Source organism: uncultured Fibrobacter sp. (assembly GCF_947305105.1).
GTDB lineage: Bacteria > Fibrobacterota > Fibrobacteria > Fibrobacterales > Fibrobacteraceae > Fibrobacter.
Window position 1 is genome coordinate 48,699 of the sequence record NZ_CAMZCS010000016.1, and the last position, 19,687, is coordinate 68,385.

The 19,687-nt window shown below is 52.3% G+C and carries 16 protein-coding genes; 8 read left to right on the top strand and 8 right to left on the bottom strand.

Going from position 1 to position 19,687, the window contains the following annotated elements; all coding sequences use genetic code 11:
- Positions 1–2 precede the first annotated feature (2 nt).
- The 3 genes from Q0Y46_RS08960 to Q0Y46_RS08970 form a co-directional block, all read right to left on the bottom strand.
- Positions 3–4,100, bottom strand: a complete 4,098-nt coding sequence (locus Q0Y46_RS08960; protein WP_297946766.1) for a C25 family cysteine peptidase — start codon at positions 4,098–4,100, stop codon at positions 3–5.
- 81 nt (positions 4,101–4,181) lie between these two features.
- Positions 4,182–5,030 (bottom strand): hypothetical protein, encoded by an 849-nt coding sequence (locus Q0Y46_RS08965; protein ID WP_297946767.1) that lies wholly within the window; start codon positions 5,028–5,030, stop codon positions 4,182–4,184.
- A 26-nt stretch (positions 5,031–5,056) separates the two neighbouring features.
- Positions 5,057–5,722, bottom strand: coding sequence for a hypothetical protein (locus Q0Y46_RS08970; protein ID WP_295679401.1), 666 nt, complete (start codon positions 5,720–5,722; stop codon positions 5,057–5,059).
- Between the two features lie 51 nt (positions 5,723–5,773).
- Here Q0Y46_RS08970 and Q0Y46_RS08975 point away from each other — a divergent pair, with 51 nt between their 5' ends.
- From Q0Y46_RS08975 to Q0Y46_RS09000, 6 genes are all read left to right on the top strand, one after another.
- On the top strand, positions 5,774–6,265 hold the full coding sequence (locus Q0Y46_RS08975) for a peptide chain release factor-like protein (RefSeq protein WP_295679398.1): 492 nt from the start codon (positions 5,774–5,776) through the stop codon (positions 6,263–6,265).
- 82 nt (positions 6,266–6,347) lie between these two features.
- Positions 6,348–7,598: a lamin tail domain-containing protein gene (locus tag Q0Y46_RS08980; protein WP_297946768.1), complete on the top strand. Its 1,251-nt coding sequence runs from the start codon at positions 6,348–6,350 to the stop codon at positions 7,596–7,598.
- Positions 7,599–7,834: 236 nt separating this feature from the next.
- On the top strand, positions 7,835–8,305 hold the full coding sequence (gene ssb, locus Q0Y46_RS08985; RefSeq protein WP_295679393.1) for a single-stranded DNA-binding protein: 471 nt from the start codon (positions 7,835–7,837) through the stop codon (positions 8,303–8,305).
- A 5-nt stretch (positions 8,306–8,310) separates the two neighbouring features.
- On the top strand, positions 8,311–9,297 hold the full coding sequence (locus tag Q0Y46_RS08990; protein WP_295679391.1) for a hypothetical protein: 987 nt from the start codon (positions 8,311–8,313) through the stop codon (positions 9,295–9,297).
- Positions 9,298–9,307: 10 nt separating this feature from the next.
- Positions 9,308–10,330, top strand: coding sequence for an aspartate-semialdehyde dehydrogenase (locus Q0Y46_RS08995; RefSeq protein WP_297946770.1), 1,023 nt, complete (start codon positions 9,308–9,310; stop codon positions 10,328–10,330).
- Between the two features lie 105 nt (positions 10,331–10,435).
- Positions 10,436–11,716, top strand: a complete 1,281-nt coding sequence (locus Q0Y46_RS09000) for a hypothetical protein (RefSeq protein ID WP_297946772.1) — start codon at positions 10,436–10,438, stop codon at positions 11,714–11,716.
- A gap of 70 nt (positions 11,717–11,786) precedes the next feature.
- On the opposite strand, the gene putP is transcribed toward Q0Y46_RS09000, so the two are convergent.
- Entirely contained in the window at positions 11,787–13,328 is a 1,542-nt protein-coding gene (gene putP / locus Q0Y46_RS09005) for a sodium/proline symporter PutP (protein WP_297946774.1), read from the bottom strand.
- A gap of 105 nt (positions 13,329–13,433) precedes the next feature.
- Here putP and tsaA point away from each other — a divergent pair, with 105 nt between their 5' ends.
- On the top strand, positions 13,434–14,114 hold the full coding sequence (tsaA, locus tag Q0Y46_RS09010) for a tRNA (N6-threonylcarbamoyladenosine(37)-N6)-methyltransferase TrmO (RefSeq protein ID WP_366522508.1): 681 nt from the start codon (positions 13,434–13,436) through the stop codon (positions 14,112–14,114).
- Positions 14,115–14,374: 260 nt separating this feature from the next.
- Here the strand turns inward: tsaA and Q0Y46_RS09015 are convergent, their stop codons facing one another.
- On the bottom strand, positions 14,375–15,670 hold the full coding sequence (locus tag Q0Y46_RS09015; RefSeq protein ID WP_297946778.1) for a sialate O-acetylesterase: 1,296 nt from the start codon (positions 15,668–15,670) through the stop codon (positions 14,375–14,377).
- Between the two features lie 197 nt (positions 15,671–15,867).
- Entirely contained in the window at positions 15,868–17,160 is a 1,293-nt protein-coding gene (locus tag Q0Y46_RS09020) for a sialate O-acetylesterase (protein ID WP_297946780.1), read from the bottom strand.
- A gap of 219 nt (positions 17,161–17,379) precedes the next feature.
- Between Q0Y46_RS09020 and Q0Y46_RS09025 the strand changes: the two genes are divergently transcribed.
- The gene (locus tag Q0Y46_RS09025; RefSeq protein ID WP_295679373.1) at positions 17,380–17,889 is read left to right on the top strand and encodes a lipocalin family protein; all 510 of its coding nucleotides are present in this window, start codon (positions 17,380–17,382) and stop codon (positions 17,887–17,889) included.
- Positions 17,890–17,928: 39 nt separating this feature from the next.
- Here Q0Y46_RS09025 and Q0Y46_RS09030 read toward each other — a convergent pair whose 3' ends face one another.
- On the bottom strand, positions 17,929–18,654 hold the full coding sequence (locus tag Q0Y46_RS09030; protein ID WP_295679370.1) for a glycosyltransferase family 2 protein: 726 nt from the start codon (positions 18,652–18,654) through the stop codon (positions 17,929–17,931).
- On the bottom strand, positions 18,641–19,687 hold the full coding sequence (locus Q0Y46_RS09035) for an NAD-dependent epimerase/dehydratase family protein (RefSeq protein WP_297946783.1): 1,047 nt from the start codon (positions 19,685–19,687) through the stop codon (positions 18,641–18,643). The genes Q0Y46_RS09030 and Q0Y46_RS09035 overlap by 14 nt, the downstream gene beginning before the upstream one ends.

The window sequence follows — 19,687 nt, forward strand, 5'->3', positions numbered from 1 at the left end:
TCTTACCTCGAAATCAATAGTTTCTGTTTCTTTTTCCAAGTTTTCTTCTTGAAATCTTCCGTAGCTTCGACATCGCTCTTGACAACATAATGGTAGAGACCATTAGCGAGCAAATTGCCATGATTATCTCGACCATCCCAAGTCGTCAACCCAGAAACAGCATTCTTGATAACCTTGACCAGTTTTCCGTTCTGGTTATAGATGAAAATGTTCACCCTTGACGTCCTGTTCATGGCATAGTTCTTGAAGTAGAAGGTCGTCCCCTTCTTACCCATCGGATTCGGCACATTGAACACATCGGCAAGTCCCGACGTCATGTCATCTGTAATATCGACCGTCACCGTCTTCTCGCCGCGATTGCCAATCACATCGTACGCTACCGCCTTGAACACATAGCGCCCCGCCGGATAGAATTCCGAAGAGAAATTCATCTTGACAACCGCACGTTTGGACGTTTGCTCCTGATATGGGTAGGGATGGAACGGCGTTTGCCATTTTTCAATTTCAAAGGAAATACCTTCGTCCGCTTGTTCGCGATAATCCAACGCCGTAGAATCCTCGATAATAACCTGCAAGCACCCAGGAGACTGCAATACCACAATCTGCCCATCGGCAAAGTCTGCAGCACGCCCTTCTTTAACGCAAGGCTGTATATGGATAGTGGGAGGAGTTTCGTCATGGATAGAATCCGCATACGAGGACATACCCGAAATGACGATTCCCTTTTTCCAATGGCGAGCAATGGGCCTTACATCGTTTGAATACGCCCAAGCCTGGAACTCGACAGCCGTGTCACCAAACGCCAGTTTCCGTGGAGTCACAAATTCAACATTGAACCGCCCATTGGCAATCTCAACATCTTCCGAATAAATCAGCGCTCCGTCAAAGGGGACTTCGATCGTATCTGCCGACAAACTGGCCGCCCCCTTTTCATATCCGATATACATTTTCTTATTGTAACGGCCTTCGCGCAGCGACAAGTGAATCATTCCGTTGTCGATACCTTTCACGGAACCGCTTAACGAGACCTTGTCCAATGCCTTCAGCGTATCGATTTCCTCATCAAGAGTGATATTCCCTTCTCCGTAGGGCATCATTAGCACCGGCTCACCAAACAGGACATAATGCCCCGTATTGTAACGATAGTTGGGATAATCCGTCTGGAATTTTTGATTCTTCGCCGAAAGCAGGGCATCGCCAATAGTCGCCTTAGGTTCAAACAGTGCAGTCGCAAGGAACCTCTTCGCAAAAAGTTCGTTCTGCGAGGCAAATGTTTCTCGTGTAGCGCCAACAGCAGCAATTGCGCCCACATCCGGCGTCACCACAAAGGAATGAGTCAACGATACCGTTTTCCCGTTATCAAATCGAGAAGTGGAACACGAGAACGAATTCAGAATCGTGTAAAGTTTCTTGTTGGTCAATCGAGACACATACGATGTCTTAAGCAAGCCCTCGCCCGCCCAATCCGTTACCGAGGCATGGCCAAAATAAGTCGTCATCAAAGCGCCTTGATTCAACGCATCCACCAGATGCTGGGCTGCATCCTTTTTCTGCCCGGCCGCATCTTCTTTATAGTTCAGCAAGTAAATCTTTTTCTGGTTCCAACGGTATTTATTTTTTTCGGACAAGGTATCAATCATTGAACTAACACTTTCGTGAATCCTTGTGTGTTCCGTTTTATCCACATCGGTCCCATTTCTCGCATCGTCCGCCGTCAAAATAAGTGTCGAGCGCCATGAGGAATGATCGTACTTCCTGACCTGCTCATACTCCTTGGCCTTCTTCAAATAATTTCGAAATTCCAAATCGTTCACAACCGTCAAGCGCCCCACGGCAACATCGATGTCGTCCGTTCCATAAATAGCGGCATGGCCGGAATCCAGAACCCCGTAGAAATCCTCTGAAACCACCGCTTCATTTTCAAACGGAGGAATAAAATTTTTGGGGAAACGCGAATAGAATCCTCGATAATCAAAATGACCATACCCGACAAGGAGCACGTACTTGAGGTTCGGGCAAACGCCCTTGGCATAGGCGATATAGTTGCGGATAGCGACCGGAGAGAGCGAGCCCCCCTTGTAATAGCGGTATATGTCTTCCACAAGAACAAGCGTCGTCTTGAACGAAGCAATGGCGGAATCACTCGAGCGAAACTCAGCCAGTTCATAGGCCGTATTGCCGAATTCCGTCGGCGAAATAACCAAGTATTCCGTCTTGTTGTTGATTGCAGACAGATTTTTCAATGCACCTTGAATTCGTCCAGGAATTCCCTCGACAGAAATCATGGAGTTTGGACGATACACGCCATCACGATACAGCAAGTACCGGACATCTTCCCCGGCGGCAATACTATCCTTTGCGACACCTTTCTCTATTTTCAACAAACCGAGAGGCTCGTAATCTTTGAACTTCATCAAGCGCAAATTGGCATCGCCACCAACAGGAATCTGGATTACGCCGCTTACAGATCCGGGCAGGATCCATTCAGCCGTATCGGCAGTGGGTTTCCACTCGTATGCCACGGTATAGCCGTCAAAACGATCAAACTGGACATCGTTGGGCAGCATCGTCAACGAATATGTATTTCCATTAGCCTTGAGCCCCACATCATCTAAGCGGAAATTCCCGCCCGGGATTAACGTCCTCGTTGTGAAAGTCCTGCCATTGACATCAAAAGAGAACTTTATCCCCTGCATCCTATCCACATACGAAGTGGTGGACAGCGAGGTGTTTTGAGGCTGGTCATCCGTACGTTCGGCAGAAGACTTGAAAACGGAACGGTACGGGAAATAACTCACGGCTACATAATTTTTGCCACCATCAACAAAGCCAAGCAAGTTCTTTGTCTGGGGGAAACTTTGTTCCAAATAAGAAATCTTTGTCGTATCAAACCGGCCGTGCCAATGCCAGAACCATTCCTTACCCGTTTCTTCGTCCCATTCAAGATCCTTGCCGTAATAGGTGTCGCGCAGCACCGCATCTTTTTCGCCACGGACATAACGCAAGAACTTGACAGAACTGCCACTCCCAGCCGGAGAAGGCAACGAAGAGATTCGCAAACCCGAACCCGATTTCTTGTAGCCAAACGAGAAGTATTGGTAGAAGGAGTAAGGCGAATACGAATGGAAATAATCCATGGAACCATTTTTGTATTCAGGATTTTCGCGATCCATCCGCTTCCAAATAGAGGTTCCGTAGCCAACGAACAAAAGAGAATCCCCCGGCCCGAAATAACCATCAGGAGCAGGAGAATCCTTGGAATGGTCACGAATTTCAATAGGAATTTCAAAAATCTGGTTAGGCGTGAGCAGAGATGTTCCCGGGACCCTCTCGGTAAGCGTATCAGGATTTCCTCCGTAAAGGCAAATCTTATCTATACGGATTGCATCCAGTTCTTCTTGCCGATTCAACGCCATGAGCGCATTACGGATCGTTTTGAATTCGACCGCGTAGAATCCATCCTCCGTGAACGAGGCGACCTCGCGATCGCCCACCATGAACATTGCCAAGAACTCCACGTTATCCAGCTCGCTTTGGGCACTGCGGCGCAAAGCTTTGCGGGACTTGCCCTGATCGACACCAAAACGCGCGGCAGACTTGCGGTTCAGCACGCGGTCAACAGCACGTTTGCCAGGATACACTCCAGAAGGGGCTCCACCGGCAAATTCAACAGTCAGTTCAAAACTCTTGCGGAGGGAAACCGAGTTCCCACGCTTTTCAAGGAGCGGGACAACAATTTCTACAATCCACAAGCCGTCACGCAAATAAGGGTTGCCGACCGTCAGGGGCCGGAATTTGAGCGACGCCTCTTTGCAGTACGGAGCACCGAGCGGGAGCAATTTCACCTTCCCTAAACGGACACTGGGCTTCGCATTCGACGGAAGCGCAACGCGGTAAACGCGGTATACTCCTCCATCCTCTTCAGAAACCACCGCATTTTCTGGGAAAAACCGAGCCCCATCGCCATTTTCGCAACGATGCACGCTGGATTCGTAAACGTCATCATCCACGACAAAACGGGAACGGGAATCCTCGACAACAGTTGACGCCAGACCGCAGACGACAAGGAACAGAACAAAAAAGGCAGATTTTTTGAACATACAAATCACGGATTATAAGATAGAAAATGAGCCCTTTCAAAAAAAGGCTTTCGACGTCCAAAAAGCGCCTTGAATTCCCATTTATGGCGTTGTTATCACCAATTCGGCAAATCCGTTTCCGTTTGCCCGGAACACAACAAGTTCACCGCCGACAGTTTTCGCCTTAAACACCGTAAAAAATCCAGGAGACTTCCCGGCAGCAAGGATTGCCTCCAATTCGTCGTCTTTTATAAAGGACTTCGAGTACCATTCGGGCATGTACCAGTGCCACGGTTGCCAGTTAAAGATCCCGTGAGTCGACTGCACAAAAGCCCGCAGCATCAGCGAATACTCATACTTCAAGAAATCCATGTATTCGCGGACCAGGGCCTTTTTTTCCACAATCGTCTTTGTCGAAAAATTGGCATCGAACTTGAGCGGTTCCTTGTCTGGATTGACATAGGCAAAACGGATTCGCTGTTCGGTCGCCATCACCCTCAAATTTTCCTTATCCCGGTGGACGAACTCGTTTGGAGAAACTTGTCTGTAATCACGGAAGACGACGTTAGGGTCCATCACCTCATTCAACTTGAGCGGTTCGGGCTTTGCATCCAGTGCCGAAAGTTCACAGAACACGAGCAATTCACCTGCTCCCTGCGCGACAAGGGCCGCAAAGAGCGGCATTTTCCTTTCGCTCAAGATCCAGACCATCTCGGGCTTCGCCCCCAAAGACGAAATCGCGTTGGCCACGGACGGGTCCTTGATTCCCTTGGGGTCCCATTCCATCCAATTGCCACCTTCACCCAACGAATCCAGCACAAAGAACAAGCGTTCCCCTGAAAAAGGTTTCGGGGAACTGAACTTGGCCAAAACAGGGACAGGCTTTGCCGATGCGGCAAAACAGGCACTCGCAAGCAGGAGCAGGGAAAGGGCAAAAAAGCGAAATTTCATCGGTTTCAAACGGCCTTCCGGCAGGATTAGTAGATAGGTTCGTAAAGAGAATCGTCAAGGCGGGAATACGTCAGATGGTATTCCTTGTCGAGCCAGTAAAGCGCCAGCTTCTTGCTCGACCAGCTTTTCTTTACCGCAATGGATTCTATACCCTTCGTAATCAGCGGGAGCGTCTGAGGCAAGTTAAGTTTCCAGGCGGAATCATCCCATTCAAAAATCATAATGGGCACCTTGGGGCTCGAGGCAAGGCCAACGCTGCCACGGTCGTTCTTCACTTCCATCGGGCCGAGTTTCAGGCTAGAAAGCTTGTTGACCATGCCACTCTTCGAAAGCAACAGGTAGACCATCTTGTCGTCCGGGCTGATAAACAAGTGCTCACGTTCATAGAGGCGATAAAGGAGAATGGCGTAGACCTCGTAAAACTGGCATGTATCGAGATTTTCCGAAGTATAAGTCCGGGCATGCTGTTCCAACGAATCAATCCAGTATTCCGAGGTATCGGTCATCAAGGCGAGCAACGAGTCGGCCTCGACATTCATGCGAATCGAGTTCTGGAATTTTACGAACATCTGTTCTAGCAAGGCCTTCTTGTCCTGCTCGCGTTCCTGGTATTTCGCATCCTTGACCAACGCGGACTCCTGGGGTTGGGACGAGGGAGCCGCACCGCCGGCAGAACCCGCACACGAAACCATAACCGAAAGAATCGCCACGGAAAAGGCACAAAGAATTGTATTTTTTAAAGTATGCATCGCGATACCTATCTTAAAATGACGCTGGACGAACTGCTCGGGGCATGTACGCTCAAGGGGTTCCAGGGCAGCGGCCCGGGGGGCCAGCACAGGAACAAGACCAACACGGGCGTCATGCTCACCTTGCGGCAATACAATTTAGAAATCAAATCGTGCGAAGGCAGGAGCGCAAAAGAAAATAAGACACATGCTCTGCGCAAAATGCAGATGGCACTCGCCCTCAAGGTCCGAGAGACGCCTCCCGCTGTGGAGATTCCCTTCCCCGGCAGTAACGGCCACATCCAGCCGTCAAACGCATTGTTTCCGCTGTTCATAGCCCACGTTTTCGACAGAATGGCCCAAAAGAACGGCGACACGAAAGAGGCGGCACAGGCATTCGGCCTCACTCCGAGCGCCCTCGTAAAAATTATCCGGCAAGACAAGGCCTGCGCAGAAAAGCTCCAAAATAGCCGCCAAGCACAGGGAAAAGGCCGTTTACACCTATAAAGGAAAATTTTTTTCAAAAAATTAGGACAAAAATCCTCCTTAAAACGTCTATAGACATCGGACCATTCCATAAGGAGGTAATATGAGTCCAAAAAAGAACCAGAAAAACACCTCCAGAGCCACACTCGTGGCCCTGGCATCGGCAACCCTCATCGCCCTGGGCCCCATCAGCGGGTGCAGCGACGAATCCAGCAGTTCAAATGCAAAATCGGTCGAACTTTCGAAGGTATCGGTCGAGCTTGCCTACACCGCCGCACCGCGCCTCGACAGCATCGTGCTCGACTGCGTCGGCTCAGACTCCCTGCACATCGTCCACGACAACAAGGACAGCAGTTTCGAGCTTGACCTGTTCCCACATGACCGCTGGGTCCTTTCTGCAAAGCTCTACGCAAACGGAGGGCTTATGCAAGAGGGCGAAATCGTGACAAAAATCGAGGCCGGCAGCAGCGTAGATGTAACCATCCCCCTGCACGCCATCGTAGGGTTCGTGTACGTGGAAATCCCCCTCGGGTTCGGCAACCCGGCCGGAGTCAGTAGCGGTACACTCTCGCTCACGACCGACGACACGAGCTACAGCTACAAAATGACAATGGACGGAGTCAACGCCGTCTTTGCAAGTGGTATGCTCCCCCTCGGCGAGACCTACGAGATAAAACTGCTCCTGAAGGATAGCGCCGGCAAGACCATCTACAGCATGCAGGACACGTTCCTGCTCACCGAAGACACTCCCGTTCCCGAGTTCACGGTGAAGTCGATCCGCTCCAAGGTGCAACTCGCCATTTCCACGACAGACGAGGTGAGCAAGGACATCTCGCTCCGATTGCCCGGATACTCCCGTTACCCGGCCGTGGGCGACATCGTCGTGACCGAGGTGTTCACCGCCGTCAACACGAAGGATTCGTCGCAATACGAGTTCATCGAGCTGTACAACGGGAGCCTTGACACCCTGAGCCTGGAGGGTTGCACTATCGGGACCAGTTCCGTAGCAAGCAGTTCCTGCGCCATCGTGCCGGAACGCATCAACCCGGGAGACATCCTGGTACTCGCCGAGCTCAGCGCAAGGGCCCCCGACGAATACAAGAACACCGATAAATGGAAGGGCCTCGCCAACTCCAAGGGAGCCATTGTATTGCAGTGCATGGGTACCGTCCTCGATTCCCTGTACTACGCCGACAAGCCCGATTCCCTGCACCTGGAAGTCATCCCGGCCATGGGGTCGAGCAAGTACGGGCAGAGCTCCCAACTGAACATCCGTAAATGGCAAAAGCGCGACAAAGGCGAATCCTGGTGCCTGAGCGAACCGACCCCAGGGAAGCTGGACTACTGCGAATAGGAGGCCGCCAGATATTACAAACAAACTAACAACCCGATAAACCCGACACAGAAGCCCGATACCGCCACCGGAAGCCCCGGCAAGGCTTTTAAACACCGCCGCACCCCCCATTTTTTTGCAAAAAAAAGGGAAAAACGGCACTAACCCCGCATTTTTTAGCGAAGGGCAGAAATTGACACCCAATTTTTTTTATTTTTGCCCACGCAAAAAAAGCAAAATTATTACAGGATAAAAATATGGCTTATTTGAATAAAGTTATGCTCATCGGCAACATTGGCAAGGACCCGGAAATTCGAGCCAATCCCGCCGGACGCAAGCGCGTATCGTTCTCCCTCGCAACTTCCCGCCGCTACCGCGACAATAACGGTGAAACCAAGGAACAGACCGACTGGCACAACATCGTCGGTTGGGGCAAGATTGCCGACATCATCGAACAGCTCGGCGTGCGCAAGGGCATGAGCCTCTATGTCGAAGGGACCCTCACCAACCGCAGCTGGACCGACCAGACCACGGGCCAGAAGCGCTACGCTACCGAAGTCAACATGGACACGTTCCAGTTGCTCACCCCGCGTGGCCAGGGCGGCGCCCCGAACGCTGGCGGCTATGGCCAGAGCAACAGCTACAACCAGTCCAACAGCTACAGCCAGTCACCCGCTCCGGCATACGACCCCCAGATGTCCGAAGGTGACGACGACCTCCCGTTCTAAGTCCTATGAATACGCAGGTTGCCGAAATTGCATTGATGTTCGTACTCCCCCTCGGGATTACGTTCGTCACAATACTCATGTCCGCATCCGCCCCGACGCGCAACCAGAAACTTCTGGGAACGCTGCTCTCGCTCCTCCTCGTGGCAATAGACAGCATCTTCTATTTTATGAAGAACACCATTGTCACCTACAACACGGACGGTGGCGTGCTCCTCGCGTTTGCGAGCATGTTTCTTTTCGGCATCCTGTATGTCATTCGCAGCGAAGACAGCGCAGCCAAGGCGGGCAACGCCATTTTTGCCGCATTAATGCTTGCAGGCTTCCTCGGCATTGCCTACTGGGAACGCCCGACATTCATCATCGCCTCCGACAAGTCCGCTTCCGAGATTGCAGAACTTAACGCGAAGTACCAAGACTACATCCAGTCATTCAACAACGGCGAAGCTGCACAAGAAGTGGACCCGTCAGGGACTGTGGCCCGCACAGGAACATACCTCTCGACCGGCCATGCCAGTACAGCGGAAACCTACGAGAACGCGAAGCCCGGCTCGCCCGAAGCTGCCAAGGGCCGCCTGAACAGCTACATCAACGAGACGGACAAAGTTATCGACCGCATGCGCACCATCGCAGCCTCCATCGACGACTTTGAGCTGATTCCGCCGAACATCAGCGAAGCGGACCGCGAAGCGCGCAGCCAGCAGGCTCTCGCCATCAACAACAACGCGACAGCGCTGAACCGCAAGACGCTCGGGCTTTTCCACCCGCACAGTGCAAGCGAAGCCCACTCCGAACTCATCCAGGCAACGGAATGCCTCCGACTCGCCGCCTACTCCCTGTACACCTATTCCCTGCAAGAGAACTCCGAGGAACAGGTCAAGCAGTACCAGCAGGCACGCGACCAGCTGGGCCAGACAAAAGTTTATCTGGGACGTTTCCAGAACAACATCAAGAATTTAATATCAAACTACCAACCTCAACAAGAAGACAATTAAAGGTTAAACTATGATTCGCAACGTAGCCATCATGGGTGCCACCGGCGCCGTGGGCCAAGAAATCCTCTCCATCCTCGAAGAGCGCAACTTCCCGCTGCAGAGCCTCAAGCTCCTCGCCTCCGAACGCAGCGCAGGCAAGGAATTCAAGTTCAAGGGCGAAACGCTCAAGTGCGAAGTCCTGAACAAGGATTCCTTCAAGGGCATCGACCTGGTGCTCAGCTCCGCCGGTGCAGCGATTTCCCAGGAATTCGCCCCCATCGCAGTCGAAAACGGTGCCGTGGTCGTGGACAACACGAGCTTCTTCCGCATGGACCCGGCTGTTCCGCTGGTCGTGCCGGAAGTGAACCCCGAAGACATCAAGCTCTACAAGGCTGAACTCGGTGGCAAGGGCATCATCGCCAACCCGAACTGCACGACCATCATGATGGTCGTTGTGCTCAACCCGATCGAAAAAATCTCCCACATCAAGAAGATTCACATTTCTTCTTACCAGAGCGCTAGCGGTGCAGGTGCCATCGCCATGGAAGAGCTCAAGCAGCAGTACAAGGATATCCTTGAGACTGGTTCTACTACGCACATCAACAAGTTCCCCTTCCAGCTTGCGTACAACGTGATTCCGCAAATCGACAAGATGACGGAAAACGACTACACCAAGGAAGAAATGAAGATGTTCAACGAAACGCGCAAGATTATGCACTCCGACGTTCGTACGAGCGCCACCTGCGTGCGCGTGAGCTCTCTCCGTTCTCACTCCGAATCCGTGTGGTTCGAAACGGAACGTCCGGTGTCTGTGGAAGAAATCCGCAACGCCCTCAAGAACGCTCCGGGCGTGACGCTCAAGGACGATCCGCAGAACTATGTTTACCCGATGCCGCTCGAAAGCGCCGGCAAGGACAACATCTTCGTGGGCCGTATCCGCAAGGACCTCGCCGACGAGAACAGCAACACGCTGTGGCTCACCGGTGACCAGATTCGCAAGGGCGCCGCTCTCAACGCCGTGCAGATTGGTGAAATTCTCGCAAAGGGCGTATAATCCGAGAGTCATCCTGATTCATACGCACATTTAAAAAACCGTCCCGCCAAAAGGACGGTTTTTTCATAATTGAAAAGATCCATGTGTAAATCTATATTTGAGTGTATGAATTACAAGAAAATCCTTCCCTTTTTGATTTCTTCCGCATTCCTGTTCGCAGCATGCGGTGACGACAGTTCTTCCACTTCTGCAAATACTTCTACCGAAGAATCTTCCGAATCCCAAGACAGTTCATCCTCCAAGGACGATGCAGATTCTTCGTCTTCGAAAAAAGACACCGCCAAATCATCATCGTCAAAAAAGGTCGATGCAAAGTCCTCCTCGTCCAAGAAAACCTCAGACAAGTCATCTTCCAGCCAAGACAAGGCATCAACATCTTCGTCCGACAAGCCTTCCGAGGGAAAACGCGCAGCGAAACTGGAAGACCTCGAAAAGAACATGGAACTCAAACTGTTCGACCAGACCGTCTACCTTTCCACCGGCAGCAAGCAAGGGGTTATAGCCCTCCGTATTCCGAACGAATTGTGGGCGGTTACCTATACGAATTTTGCCAATGGCGTGGTTAGTTTTGAAAAGGATAATACGGGTTTGCAGTATAGCGAAACCGATGCAGCCAACAAGATTGCGGAAAAAGTAGACAAGGGCTTCAAGATTTCGTTCGTGGTCGATAAAGACGGTAAAGTCCTGTACTCCGTCGACGATTCGGAAGACTACAGCGAAGCGGTAAAGGCCAGCGTTGCTGTCCAGAAGGGCAAGATATCCAAGGCCGAAAATATTCAGGATAAGATCTATGAATGTGCCGATGGCGATTCTACGAGAATCATCAAGTTTTTCGACAACTCGTATATCTGTGAAACTTCGGTCGACGATAGTGTGGTGAACTGGCATGCTGGCCGTTACGATATCCAGCGCAGCACCCTGTTGATGCGCCCGTTACATCATTACGCAGGTTGGTTGCGTACGATGTTCAATTATTCCGTGGGTACCGACAATACAATCACGACGTTCAAGGGCGAGATCATGAACTGTACGGTTAGGGATATCGAGTACGATTACGAAAAGGCCGAGGATTTTGTCGGCGAATGGGTGGCGACCAACGATGGCGTGGAATGGACGTTCTCCCTGAATGCCGACGGGACCTCCAAACTGGAAGCCTTCGAAGACGGAGAGAAAGTCGAATACAAGTCGGGGACTTGGGAAATTTACGGCTACTACATGTTGATTAATAACAAGATGTACATGCATCCGGGCAGTACACCGAGCATTTACGGACAGTTGCAGACAGGACCAATTGACCGTAAAACCGGCAAGATCAGCGGTTTCTCGTACATCCATTCCGACCCGGATACGCCGCACATTCCTACCTCGTTCGAGCCGTCAAAATAACAGAAACGACACGAAAATAAAGGCCCGCTAAGCGGGCCTCTTTCGTTTTTTCCTGTTGGACAAAACCATTTTAAAGCTTAATATCGCTCAGGCGGGTGCGTTCCACCTGGTCAAACTCGTCCTGGATTTCCTTGCTCGGAGTTTTGGTGCAAAGGCTCACGATGACGATGGTCGCGAAGGAGAGAACGAAGCCGGGCACGAGTTCGTAAATCTGGAAAATCTCGGCGGAGAATCCGGAGAGGTAGAACTTCCACACGAACGTCGTGATGCCGCCGACGAGCATGCCCGCAATGGCGCCCGGAAGCGTGGTACGCTTCCAGAACAGGGCAAGGAGCATGATCGGGCCGAAGGTCGCACCGAAGCCACCCCAGGCAAAGCTCACAAGGCTCATCACCACGTCGAGGAAGCTCTTGCCCTGTTTAGCGCCTTCGGCGCCGGGCGCCCCCTGCATGGCGACAATCACGGCAATGACGGTAATGAGCACAACCACGCCGCGGCTCACCCACATGACTTCCTTGTTGCTCGCTTTCTTGCGGAACAAATGCTTGTAAAGGTCGTTACTGAATGCAGAAGCAGAAACCAGCAGTTGCGAGTCGGCGGTACTCATGATAGCGGCGAGGATGGCAGCCATGAGGATAGCGGCAACCGCCGGATGACAGAGCGTCTGGCACAGAATCATGAAGATGCGTTCCGGGTCGGTAACAGTAATGCCGTGCGCTTCCACGTAGTAGCGGCCGAGCAACGCAATCATCACGACAGCACCGAGGCAAATCGTCACCCAGGTCATGGCGATGCGGCGGGAATCCTTGATTTCTTCGGCATTCTTGATGCTCATGAAGCGCACCAGGATGTGCGGCATGCCGAAGTAGCCGAGGCCCCACGCGAGGCTAGAAATCAACGCAATCAGGCCGATGGACTTGCCGGTAGTGGCGTTGGTGAACAGGCTCATCAGGTAGGGGTTTTGCGCGTTCACGGCATCCATCGTCGCGGCAAAGCCACCCGAACCGCTCATGATAATCGAAGGAATCGCAATGACAGCGATGAGCATCATGGTCGCCTGGATAAAGTCCGTCCAGCACACGGCGAAGAAGCCGCCCATGAAGGTGTAGCTCACCACGACAACTGCACCGATGATAAGGCCCGTGGTGTAGTTCATGCCGAAGATGGTACCGAACAGCTTCGCGCTAGCCACAAAGCCCGAAACCGTGTAGAACAGGAAGAAAGCGAGAATGAAAATCGAGGCGATGACGCGGATGATTCCCTTGTTGTCACGGAAGCGGTTCGAGAAGAAATCCGGGAGCGTAATGGAATCGCCGCAGAAATGGCTGTACTTGCGGAGCCTGCGGCCCACGATTTTCCAATTGAGGTACGTACCGATTACAAGGCCAATGCCTATCCATGCTTCGGAAAAACCGCTCACGAACACGGCGCCCGGGAGGCCCATCAAAAGCCAGCCGCTCATGTCGGAGGCCTGCGCGGACATCGCGACCACCCACTTGTTCATACCGCGGTTGCCGAGGTAGTAAGCGTTCAGGCTGTTCGCCTTTTTAGAGAAGTAAAAACCGATGCCGAGCATCATCAGCAGGTAAAGGATAAAGACGGTCAATACCATTTGATATTCTCCCTGAAATGTGATATATTCTAAAATAAGATATTTTACGTCACGATTCCCCACGAGAGCGTTATTTTTTCTAAATAAATGAGCCAAGATTGGAACATGCAAGAGATATCCTTCAAAATTATCGCAAAAATCAAAAGCGATTTCGACACCAAGTTCGGGGTACCTAGGCAAAGCGGCCTTGTCCCGGGCCTCAAGTCGTGCATCCGCTTTGAACCGGAATTCCGGAACGCCGACGCCCTGCGTGGGCTAGAAGGATTCAGCCACCTGTGGATTGCATGGATATTCTCCGAAAACATCCGCGAGACCTGGAGCCCGACAGTGCGGCCGCCCAGACTCGGGGGCAACAAGCGCCTCGGCGTTTTCGCGACCCGTTCCAGTTTCCGCCCGAATCCGCTCGCGCTTTCGTGCGTGAAAATCGAAGAAATCCACCTTGACGGGGATGAAGGCCCCGAAATTGTCGTGAGCGGAGCCGACCTCATGGACGGCACGCCCATCGTCGACATCAAGCCCTACATTCCCTACACCGACGCCCGCCCCGAAGCCATCGGCGGTTTTACAGACTCCGTGTTCAAGAACAGGCTGCACGTCAACGCCCCTGCCGAAATTTTGAACAAGCTAGAATTTGAGAAAAGGGACGCTCTCGTCGCCGTACTGGAGCAGGACCCGCGCCCCGCCTACCAAGACGACCCCGAACGCATCTACGGGTTCAGCTTCGCCGGCAAGGAAATCAAGTTCAAGGTTAACGGAAACAACCTTGAACTCATCAGCATAGACTAGCCCCGCGACGAAAAAAAACATTCCCAGAAAAGGCTCCCCCATCATTATCTGAAATAAATAGAGCCTTAACAGCCCTACATATTTTTAAAGCAAAGCGAGATATTCTTCAAGTCATCGAGAAGAGTAACTGTTGTCGTGAGAATAGAAGCGTCGGCCGGAGCCCTCCCCCGCAACGAAAAAAAAACATACAAAAGGAAAAGGTTCCCCCGCCAAAAAGCGAGGGAGCCTTTGCTTGCTTTACACAAAAATGTTTTGGCGTGCTAGCGGGCGATATCGATGCGCGCCGTAGAACGGGCAGAACCGGCCTGCACAGAAACCAGGTAGTTGCCCACCGGAAGCTTGGAAGCATCAAGGTTCACCGTATTCTCGCCGGCAGAGAACATCGCATCCATGCTCATCACCTGCTTGCCGAGAACCGAGTACACGCTCACGTTGACGCGGGAAGCACGGTCAAGGTTCACGGGAACGACAATCTCGTTCTGCGAGACAACCATCTTCCCGATGGTAACGCCCTTGGCCTGCACAGCCCTAATAGCTTCGGAGCCTTCAGACGACGATGTCGCATCGGCGCTGCTTTCAGGAGACTTTACCGAGGAACTGGAGCCATCCGCCGGACCCGCAGAACTGGAGCTATTCTCTGCGCCAGAAGATGCCGGAGCATCGCCGCTAGAGGAGGTCGGAGTTTCAGCGCTGGAAGACTCCGGTGTCGAAGTAGCGACCGGGTTAAGTTTGTCGCCCAGGACTTCCATCACCTTTTCCGCATAACGCTTGCCAAAGTCGCGGTAGCCCTGCGAAGAGAAATGGATGCGCATCATGTCCAGATCGTTGAGCCCTTCGGCAGACACGAGATAGAAATTCTTGGACTGGGACGGCAGTTTCCTGATGTTGTTGTTCGTGCCCTTGGAGCTGCCTTGATACGGGACTTCGCCCGCAAAGAACGGGATGTTCTCGTCGAGCCCGATATCCTTGACCAGGCGGTCATAAACCTTCTTGACCTTGCCCGGCCAATCGCTGTCGCCCTCGTCCGTTTCACCCTGGTGGAAAATGATTCCCTTGATGACGCCGTCTTCCTTGGCTTTCTTTGCCATATCAACCAGACGCTTGTACGGGTCACCACCATAGTCCTTGACAATATCCTTGAACCAGCCAGCCTGGTCATTCAAATAGCCCTGATCCATCGGGGAATCGAACGCCACAATGCTGCAACCCGCAATGGCCACGACAACGACACCGACTCTGATTTGCGGGTCAAGCTTTTCGACCAAGGTGCGTCCGAAGTAATCGGTGGGGCCAAGACCGCCATGCTTGTTGGCCAGCGGCGGAATCGCCTCGTTCCAAGTTCCCAGTTTTCTTCCGTTGAAGTTGTCGATTGTCGAGAGCATCTGGAAACGGGGATTGACCGTCTTGTCCTGGCTTTCGATAGTGCCCTGGCCTTCCATGTTGGACTGGCCAAACGCGAGATAGATGTGGAAATTAGGATCCGGGTCGGCATATACGGAAGCTGCCGCCATAAGCGCAAACCCGAACAGGGGGCCCAGCAGGTTCACTTTTTTCATTTTTTCCTCCTCAAAATGAGCATTATCTTCACAACGAAGACTTCATTCCGGCACCTAACTCCATTTCGACAATTAATATACCCCGAAAACGCCCAAATCTGAAGAAACGAGGCTTTTTTCCATTGTAAAGGATTGCAACACGACACAAAAAACCCGTCTCCGGATACGGAAACGGGTCCAATTTCAGCGAATAAGGATTAGCGTTTTTCTACGGAAATGACCTTGACTGCGGAACCTTGCCTGAGCAAGTAGCTTCCGGAACGCTGGAACTTGGCTGAGACAATCTCCTTGAGCGAAGCGCCAGAAGCCAGTTCGACCGTGCCGAGGAACTTGCCCTGCATGTCGAACACCTGGGCCTTGCCCGCCATGACAAAGGACTTCGCCATTGCCGGGAGCGCATTCGGTGCAGAACTGCTGGAACTGTTCGAAACAACCGCATCGGAGCTGCTACTTGCAGCGGAACTCGGCTGGTCACCCAAGCTGCTGGAACTCGAATGATGGTGATGTCCGCCCGAGCTGGAAGCCGAATGATGATGTCCACCCGAACTGCTGGAACTGGCTACAGATTCCGTTCCGCCAGAGCTGCTGGATGCCGGGCTGTCGCTCGAAGCCGGGGTTTCCGAACCGGCAACAGGCTTAATCTTGTCGCCCAGGACCTCGATCATCTTTTCAGCATAGCGCTTACCGAAGTCGCGGTATTCCGACGAGGTGAAATGTACATTCTGGCCGTCACCCAAGGCCTGGTTGAATCCTTCGGAAGACACCACATAGAAGTTCTTGGATTGCTGCGGGAGCTTCGCAATATTGTTGTTGGCTCCGCTGCTCACGCCGCTACGCAGGACCTCACCCGCGAGGAATGGGATGTCGCTACCGAGACCCAGGTCCTTGATGATGTTGTCGTAGACCTTCTTGACCGCAGAAGGCCAATTGCCGTCACCGGCGTCCGTTTCGCCCTGGTGGAAGATAATGCCCTTGATAACGCCGTCTTCTTGAGCCTTCTTGGCCATTTCAATCAAGCGTCCATAGGGGTTTCCGCCATAGGTGTTAATGCGCTGGATCATCCAACTCTGGCCCTGCTGCGAACTGACATAACTTTTATAGTTATCCTTGTCGAACAGCTTGATGCTGCAGCCGGCAACCGCGACAGAGATGATACCCACCTTGATCTTGGAATCGGCCTTTTCGACCATAGTGCGACCGAAGTAGTCGGCCGGACCTAGTTTCGCCCCCTGACAGTGTGCCAGCGGCGGCGTTGCCTTGATCCATTTCCCCTTGGATGCGCCCTGGTTGCACGATCCAGCGTCAGCCGACCAAAGCAGCTGGAAGCGTTCGTCAACGTTCTTATCTTCGTTGCCGATATCGCCCTGGCCTTCCATGTTGGACTGGCCGAAAGCGAGATAGATGTGGAAATTAGGGTCGGGGGCTGCAAATGTAGATGCTGTCATAAGGGCCACTCCGATTAATGATCCCATGATATTGATTTTTTTCATTTTTTCTCCAACAAGCGCACACCACCCCAACACGGAGCTGTTCAAGCATGCGCCTCCAACAGTATGAAATATACCCTAAAAAAAGGAAATCAAACCGAAATTCGTCATTTTTCCCATTGCAATTACGCAATAATATGCTGTTTTGCCTACCTTTTTTGCAGTTTTTTAACATAATCCAGGCCGTTATATTATTTATATTCCCTAAAAACGAGGATTTTCATGAAGAACATCATTTTAACAGCATCCGTTTTCTCCCTGGCTTTGGCCTTTTGTGGTTGTTCCAGCGACGAAGAAGAAGAATCCCTTTCCGACAAGTGCCGAAAGGGCGACGACTCCGCCTGCCTGGTAGGGACATGGAACATGTTAGCCATCCAGGACGCCGCCACCGACTACAACGTCATCGCCGATTTCACGACCGGGCCGGGTAGACTCGTCATCAATGAAGACGGAACCTTCACGTACACCTACGCCACCGCTGTAAGTTCCCTCATGTCATCCAGTTGCGGAGGATTGAACGATAGCGGCAAATGGACTTACGACAAGGCAACCAAGACCATCACCATCAAATTCACGGTGGGCGAGCAGTGCAACCCCAACCCGACAATTTCGTCGATAGTCAAGGTCAACGAAACCGACATGACTCTCAATGGTAAAGTTTTCCAGATAAACGAAGACTTCTTCGGTGCCACACAGCCTGTAGAATACTACAAGCGCGTAGCCATCCAATAAAAAAATCCGGTTTTATCCGGATTAAAAATCAAAAGAACCTTAAGCAAATAAGCGACGTACGACCTGCAGGAGCACCCTCAGGCCGTATGTAATTACGTTCAAATGTGATTTTTCATCGCCGTAATGCGTCGGGATGGGGAGTTCTGCCATCGGGAACCCGGAAGAATCGGCCTTGGAAATGATTTCCAGGTCGATATCAAAGCTACTGCTGAGTTTTTCCAGGTCAAGCGTTTTGAGAAAAGCCGTCGAGTACACCAAGAAACCGCTGTGCCTATCGGTCAGTTGCTGACGGAATGCAAGATTTTCAATGGCGGTGAGAATGGCTCCCCCGATGCGCTTGTGCAAGGGCATCCCCCCCTCTTCGGCCTCGCCCTCGATCGCCATGCGAGACCCCTGGATTAACGCCAGGTCATGGCATGCCATTGCTGCAAAAAATTCTCCAAGCCGGTCCCCAGGATATTGCCCATCGCCATGGAGACAAGCCACAAATTTGGCACCCGAAGCGATACCCTCGGCAATTCCCTTCTTGACCACGGCGCCGTAACCTTGGTTTTTCTCGAAACGGATATAGCGGAGGATATTCTTTTCGTGAGTCCGTTCCCGAAATTCTTCGAACACTTCCTTGGTCCTGTCGGTTGAGCCATCGTCAATCACGAGCACGCGGGAACGTTTCCAAACCGCCGGACGGATGCTTTCAAGAGTCCCTGCCAAACTTTTTTCTACGTTGTACGCAGGAATGAATATAAAGGAATCAATCGGCGGCATCAGAATAGTGTCCTATAAACCAGTTCAACGATTCCTCGAGGACCACGTCCAACGGGACTTGAGCGCGGAATCCGAGCAGGCGGGAGGATTTTTCAACAGAAGGGAGCCGACGCATGGAATCATCGTAGCCCCGGCCATAATAAGCCTCGCCGTCAACCACCTCCGGTACGGGGAGCGATTCTTCGGGAACACCCTTCAAGTGCGCATAGATCCGGCGCATGCGGGCGGCAAGGTCTGCAATGGAGACTTCGTTGTCGGGATTCCCCACATTGAAAATCTGCGAAAGCGCATTTTCCCTTGCAACAAACAAGGCGAACATGAAATCAATGGCATCGAACACAGAGGTGAACGTTCGCCGGGCTTTGCCCCCATTGACCAACTTCAGCGGTTCGCCTCGCACGAGCGCCGTAGAAAAACTTGCGAGCACCCTCGGGATGCCCTCACCGTCGACGCCGGGCATGAAATCCATGTACGGGCCGACAAAATTGAACGGACGGACAATGGTCCAGTTCAGACCTTCGAGGCCGGCAATAAAACGTTCCGTGAGGAGCTTCGCCGTAGCATAGCTCCAACGGCTGGAGGCGACCGGACCAAAAACGAACCCAGTCGATTCCTCGTCGAGTTCACCGGAATCTTCAAGAGTCCTACCGTACACCTCCGAAGTGGAGAAATGGATTAACCACGCTCCCGACTTGGCACACGCCTCGGCCAAGGCCGCCGGATGGTCGTAATTGCTGCGGATAACCGCTGGAGCCTCGGCCATGTAACGGCTGGGGGTACATATCGCGGCGAGGTTCACCACCACGGGGAACTTCGCGATACGTTCGACAACGCCAGGGTCGGCAAGGTCTGCATTCAGGAATTCACAGCGCTCGTCATGCAGCCGGTGCTGTATCCGGTAAAAGTCGACATCCACTCCGAATACTCGCCACTTGGTACGACACAACACGGCATCCAGCAAATGGCTGCCAATAAAACCACCGCAACCAACTATGGCCACGGTGATAGCAGGATCGTTAAACTGCAGGGGCAA

Coding starts and splice junctions, on each gene's coding strand:
- Q0Y46_RS08960 (WP_297946766.1), bottom strand. CDS start 4,100: ATGTTCAAAAAATCTGCCTTTTTTGTTCTGTTCCTTGTCGTCTGCGGT.
- Q0Y46_RS08965 (WP_297946767.1), bottom strand. CDS start 5,030: ATGAAATTTCGCTTTTTTGCCCTTTCCCTGCTCCTGCTTGCGAGTGCC.
- Q0Y46_RS08970 (WP_295679401.1), bottom strand. CDS start 5,722: ATGGTTTCGTGTGCGGGTTCTGCCGGCGGTGCGGCTCCCTCGTCCCAA.
- Q0Y46_RS08975 (WP_295679398.1), top strand. CDS start 5,774: ATGCATCGCGATACCTATCTTAAAATGACGCTGGACGAACTGCTCGGG.
- Q0Y46_RS08980 (WP_297946768.1), top strand. CDS start 6,348: ATGAGTCCAAAAAAGAACCAGAAAAACACCTCCAGAGCCACACTCGTG.
- ssb (WP_295679393.1), top strand. CDS start 7,835: ATGGCTTATTTGAATAAAGTTATGCTCATCGGCAACATTGGCAAGGAC.
- Q0Y46_RS08990 (WP_295679391.1), top strand. CDS start 8,311: ATGAATACGCAGGTTGCCGAAATTGCATTGATGTTCGTACTCCCCCTC.
- Q0Y46_RS08995 (WP_297946770.1), top strand. CDS start 9,308: ATGATTCGCAACGTAGCCATCATGGGTGCCACCGGCGCCGTGGGCCAA.
- Q0Y46_RS09000 (WP_297946772.1), top strand. CDS start 10,436: ATGAATTACAAGAAAATCCTTCCCTTTTTGATTTCTTCCGCATTCCTG.
- putP (WP_297946774.1), bottom strand. CDS start 13,328: ATGGTATTGACCGTCTTTATCCTTTACCTGCTGATGATGCTCGGCATC.
- tsaA (WP_366522508.1), top strand. CDS start 13,434: ATGCAAGAGATATCCTTCAAAATTATCGCAAAAATCAAAAGCGATTTC.
- Q0Y46_RS09015 (WP_297946778.1), bottom strand. CDS start 15,670: ATGAAAAAAGTGAACCTGCTGGGCCCCCTGTTCGGGTTTGCGCTTATG.
- Q0Y46_RS09020 (WP_297946780.1), bottom strand. CDS start 17,160: ATGAAAAAAATCAATATCATGGGATCATTAATCGGAGTGGCCCTTATG.
- Q0Y46_RS09025 (WP_295679373.1), top strand. CDS start 17,380: ATGAAGAACATCATTTTAACAGCATCCGTTTTCTCCCTGGCTTTGGCC.
- Q0Y46_RS09030 (WP_295679370.1), bottom strand. CDS start 18,654: ATGCCGCCGATTGATTCCTTTATATTCATTCCTGCGTACAACGTAGAA.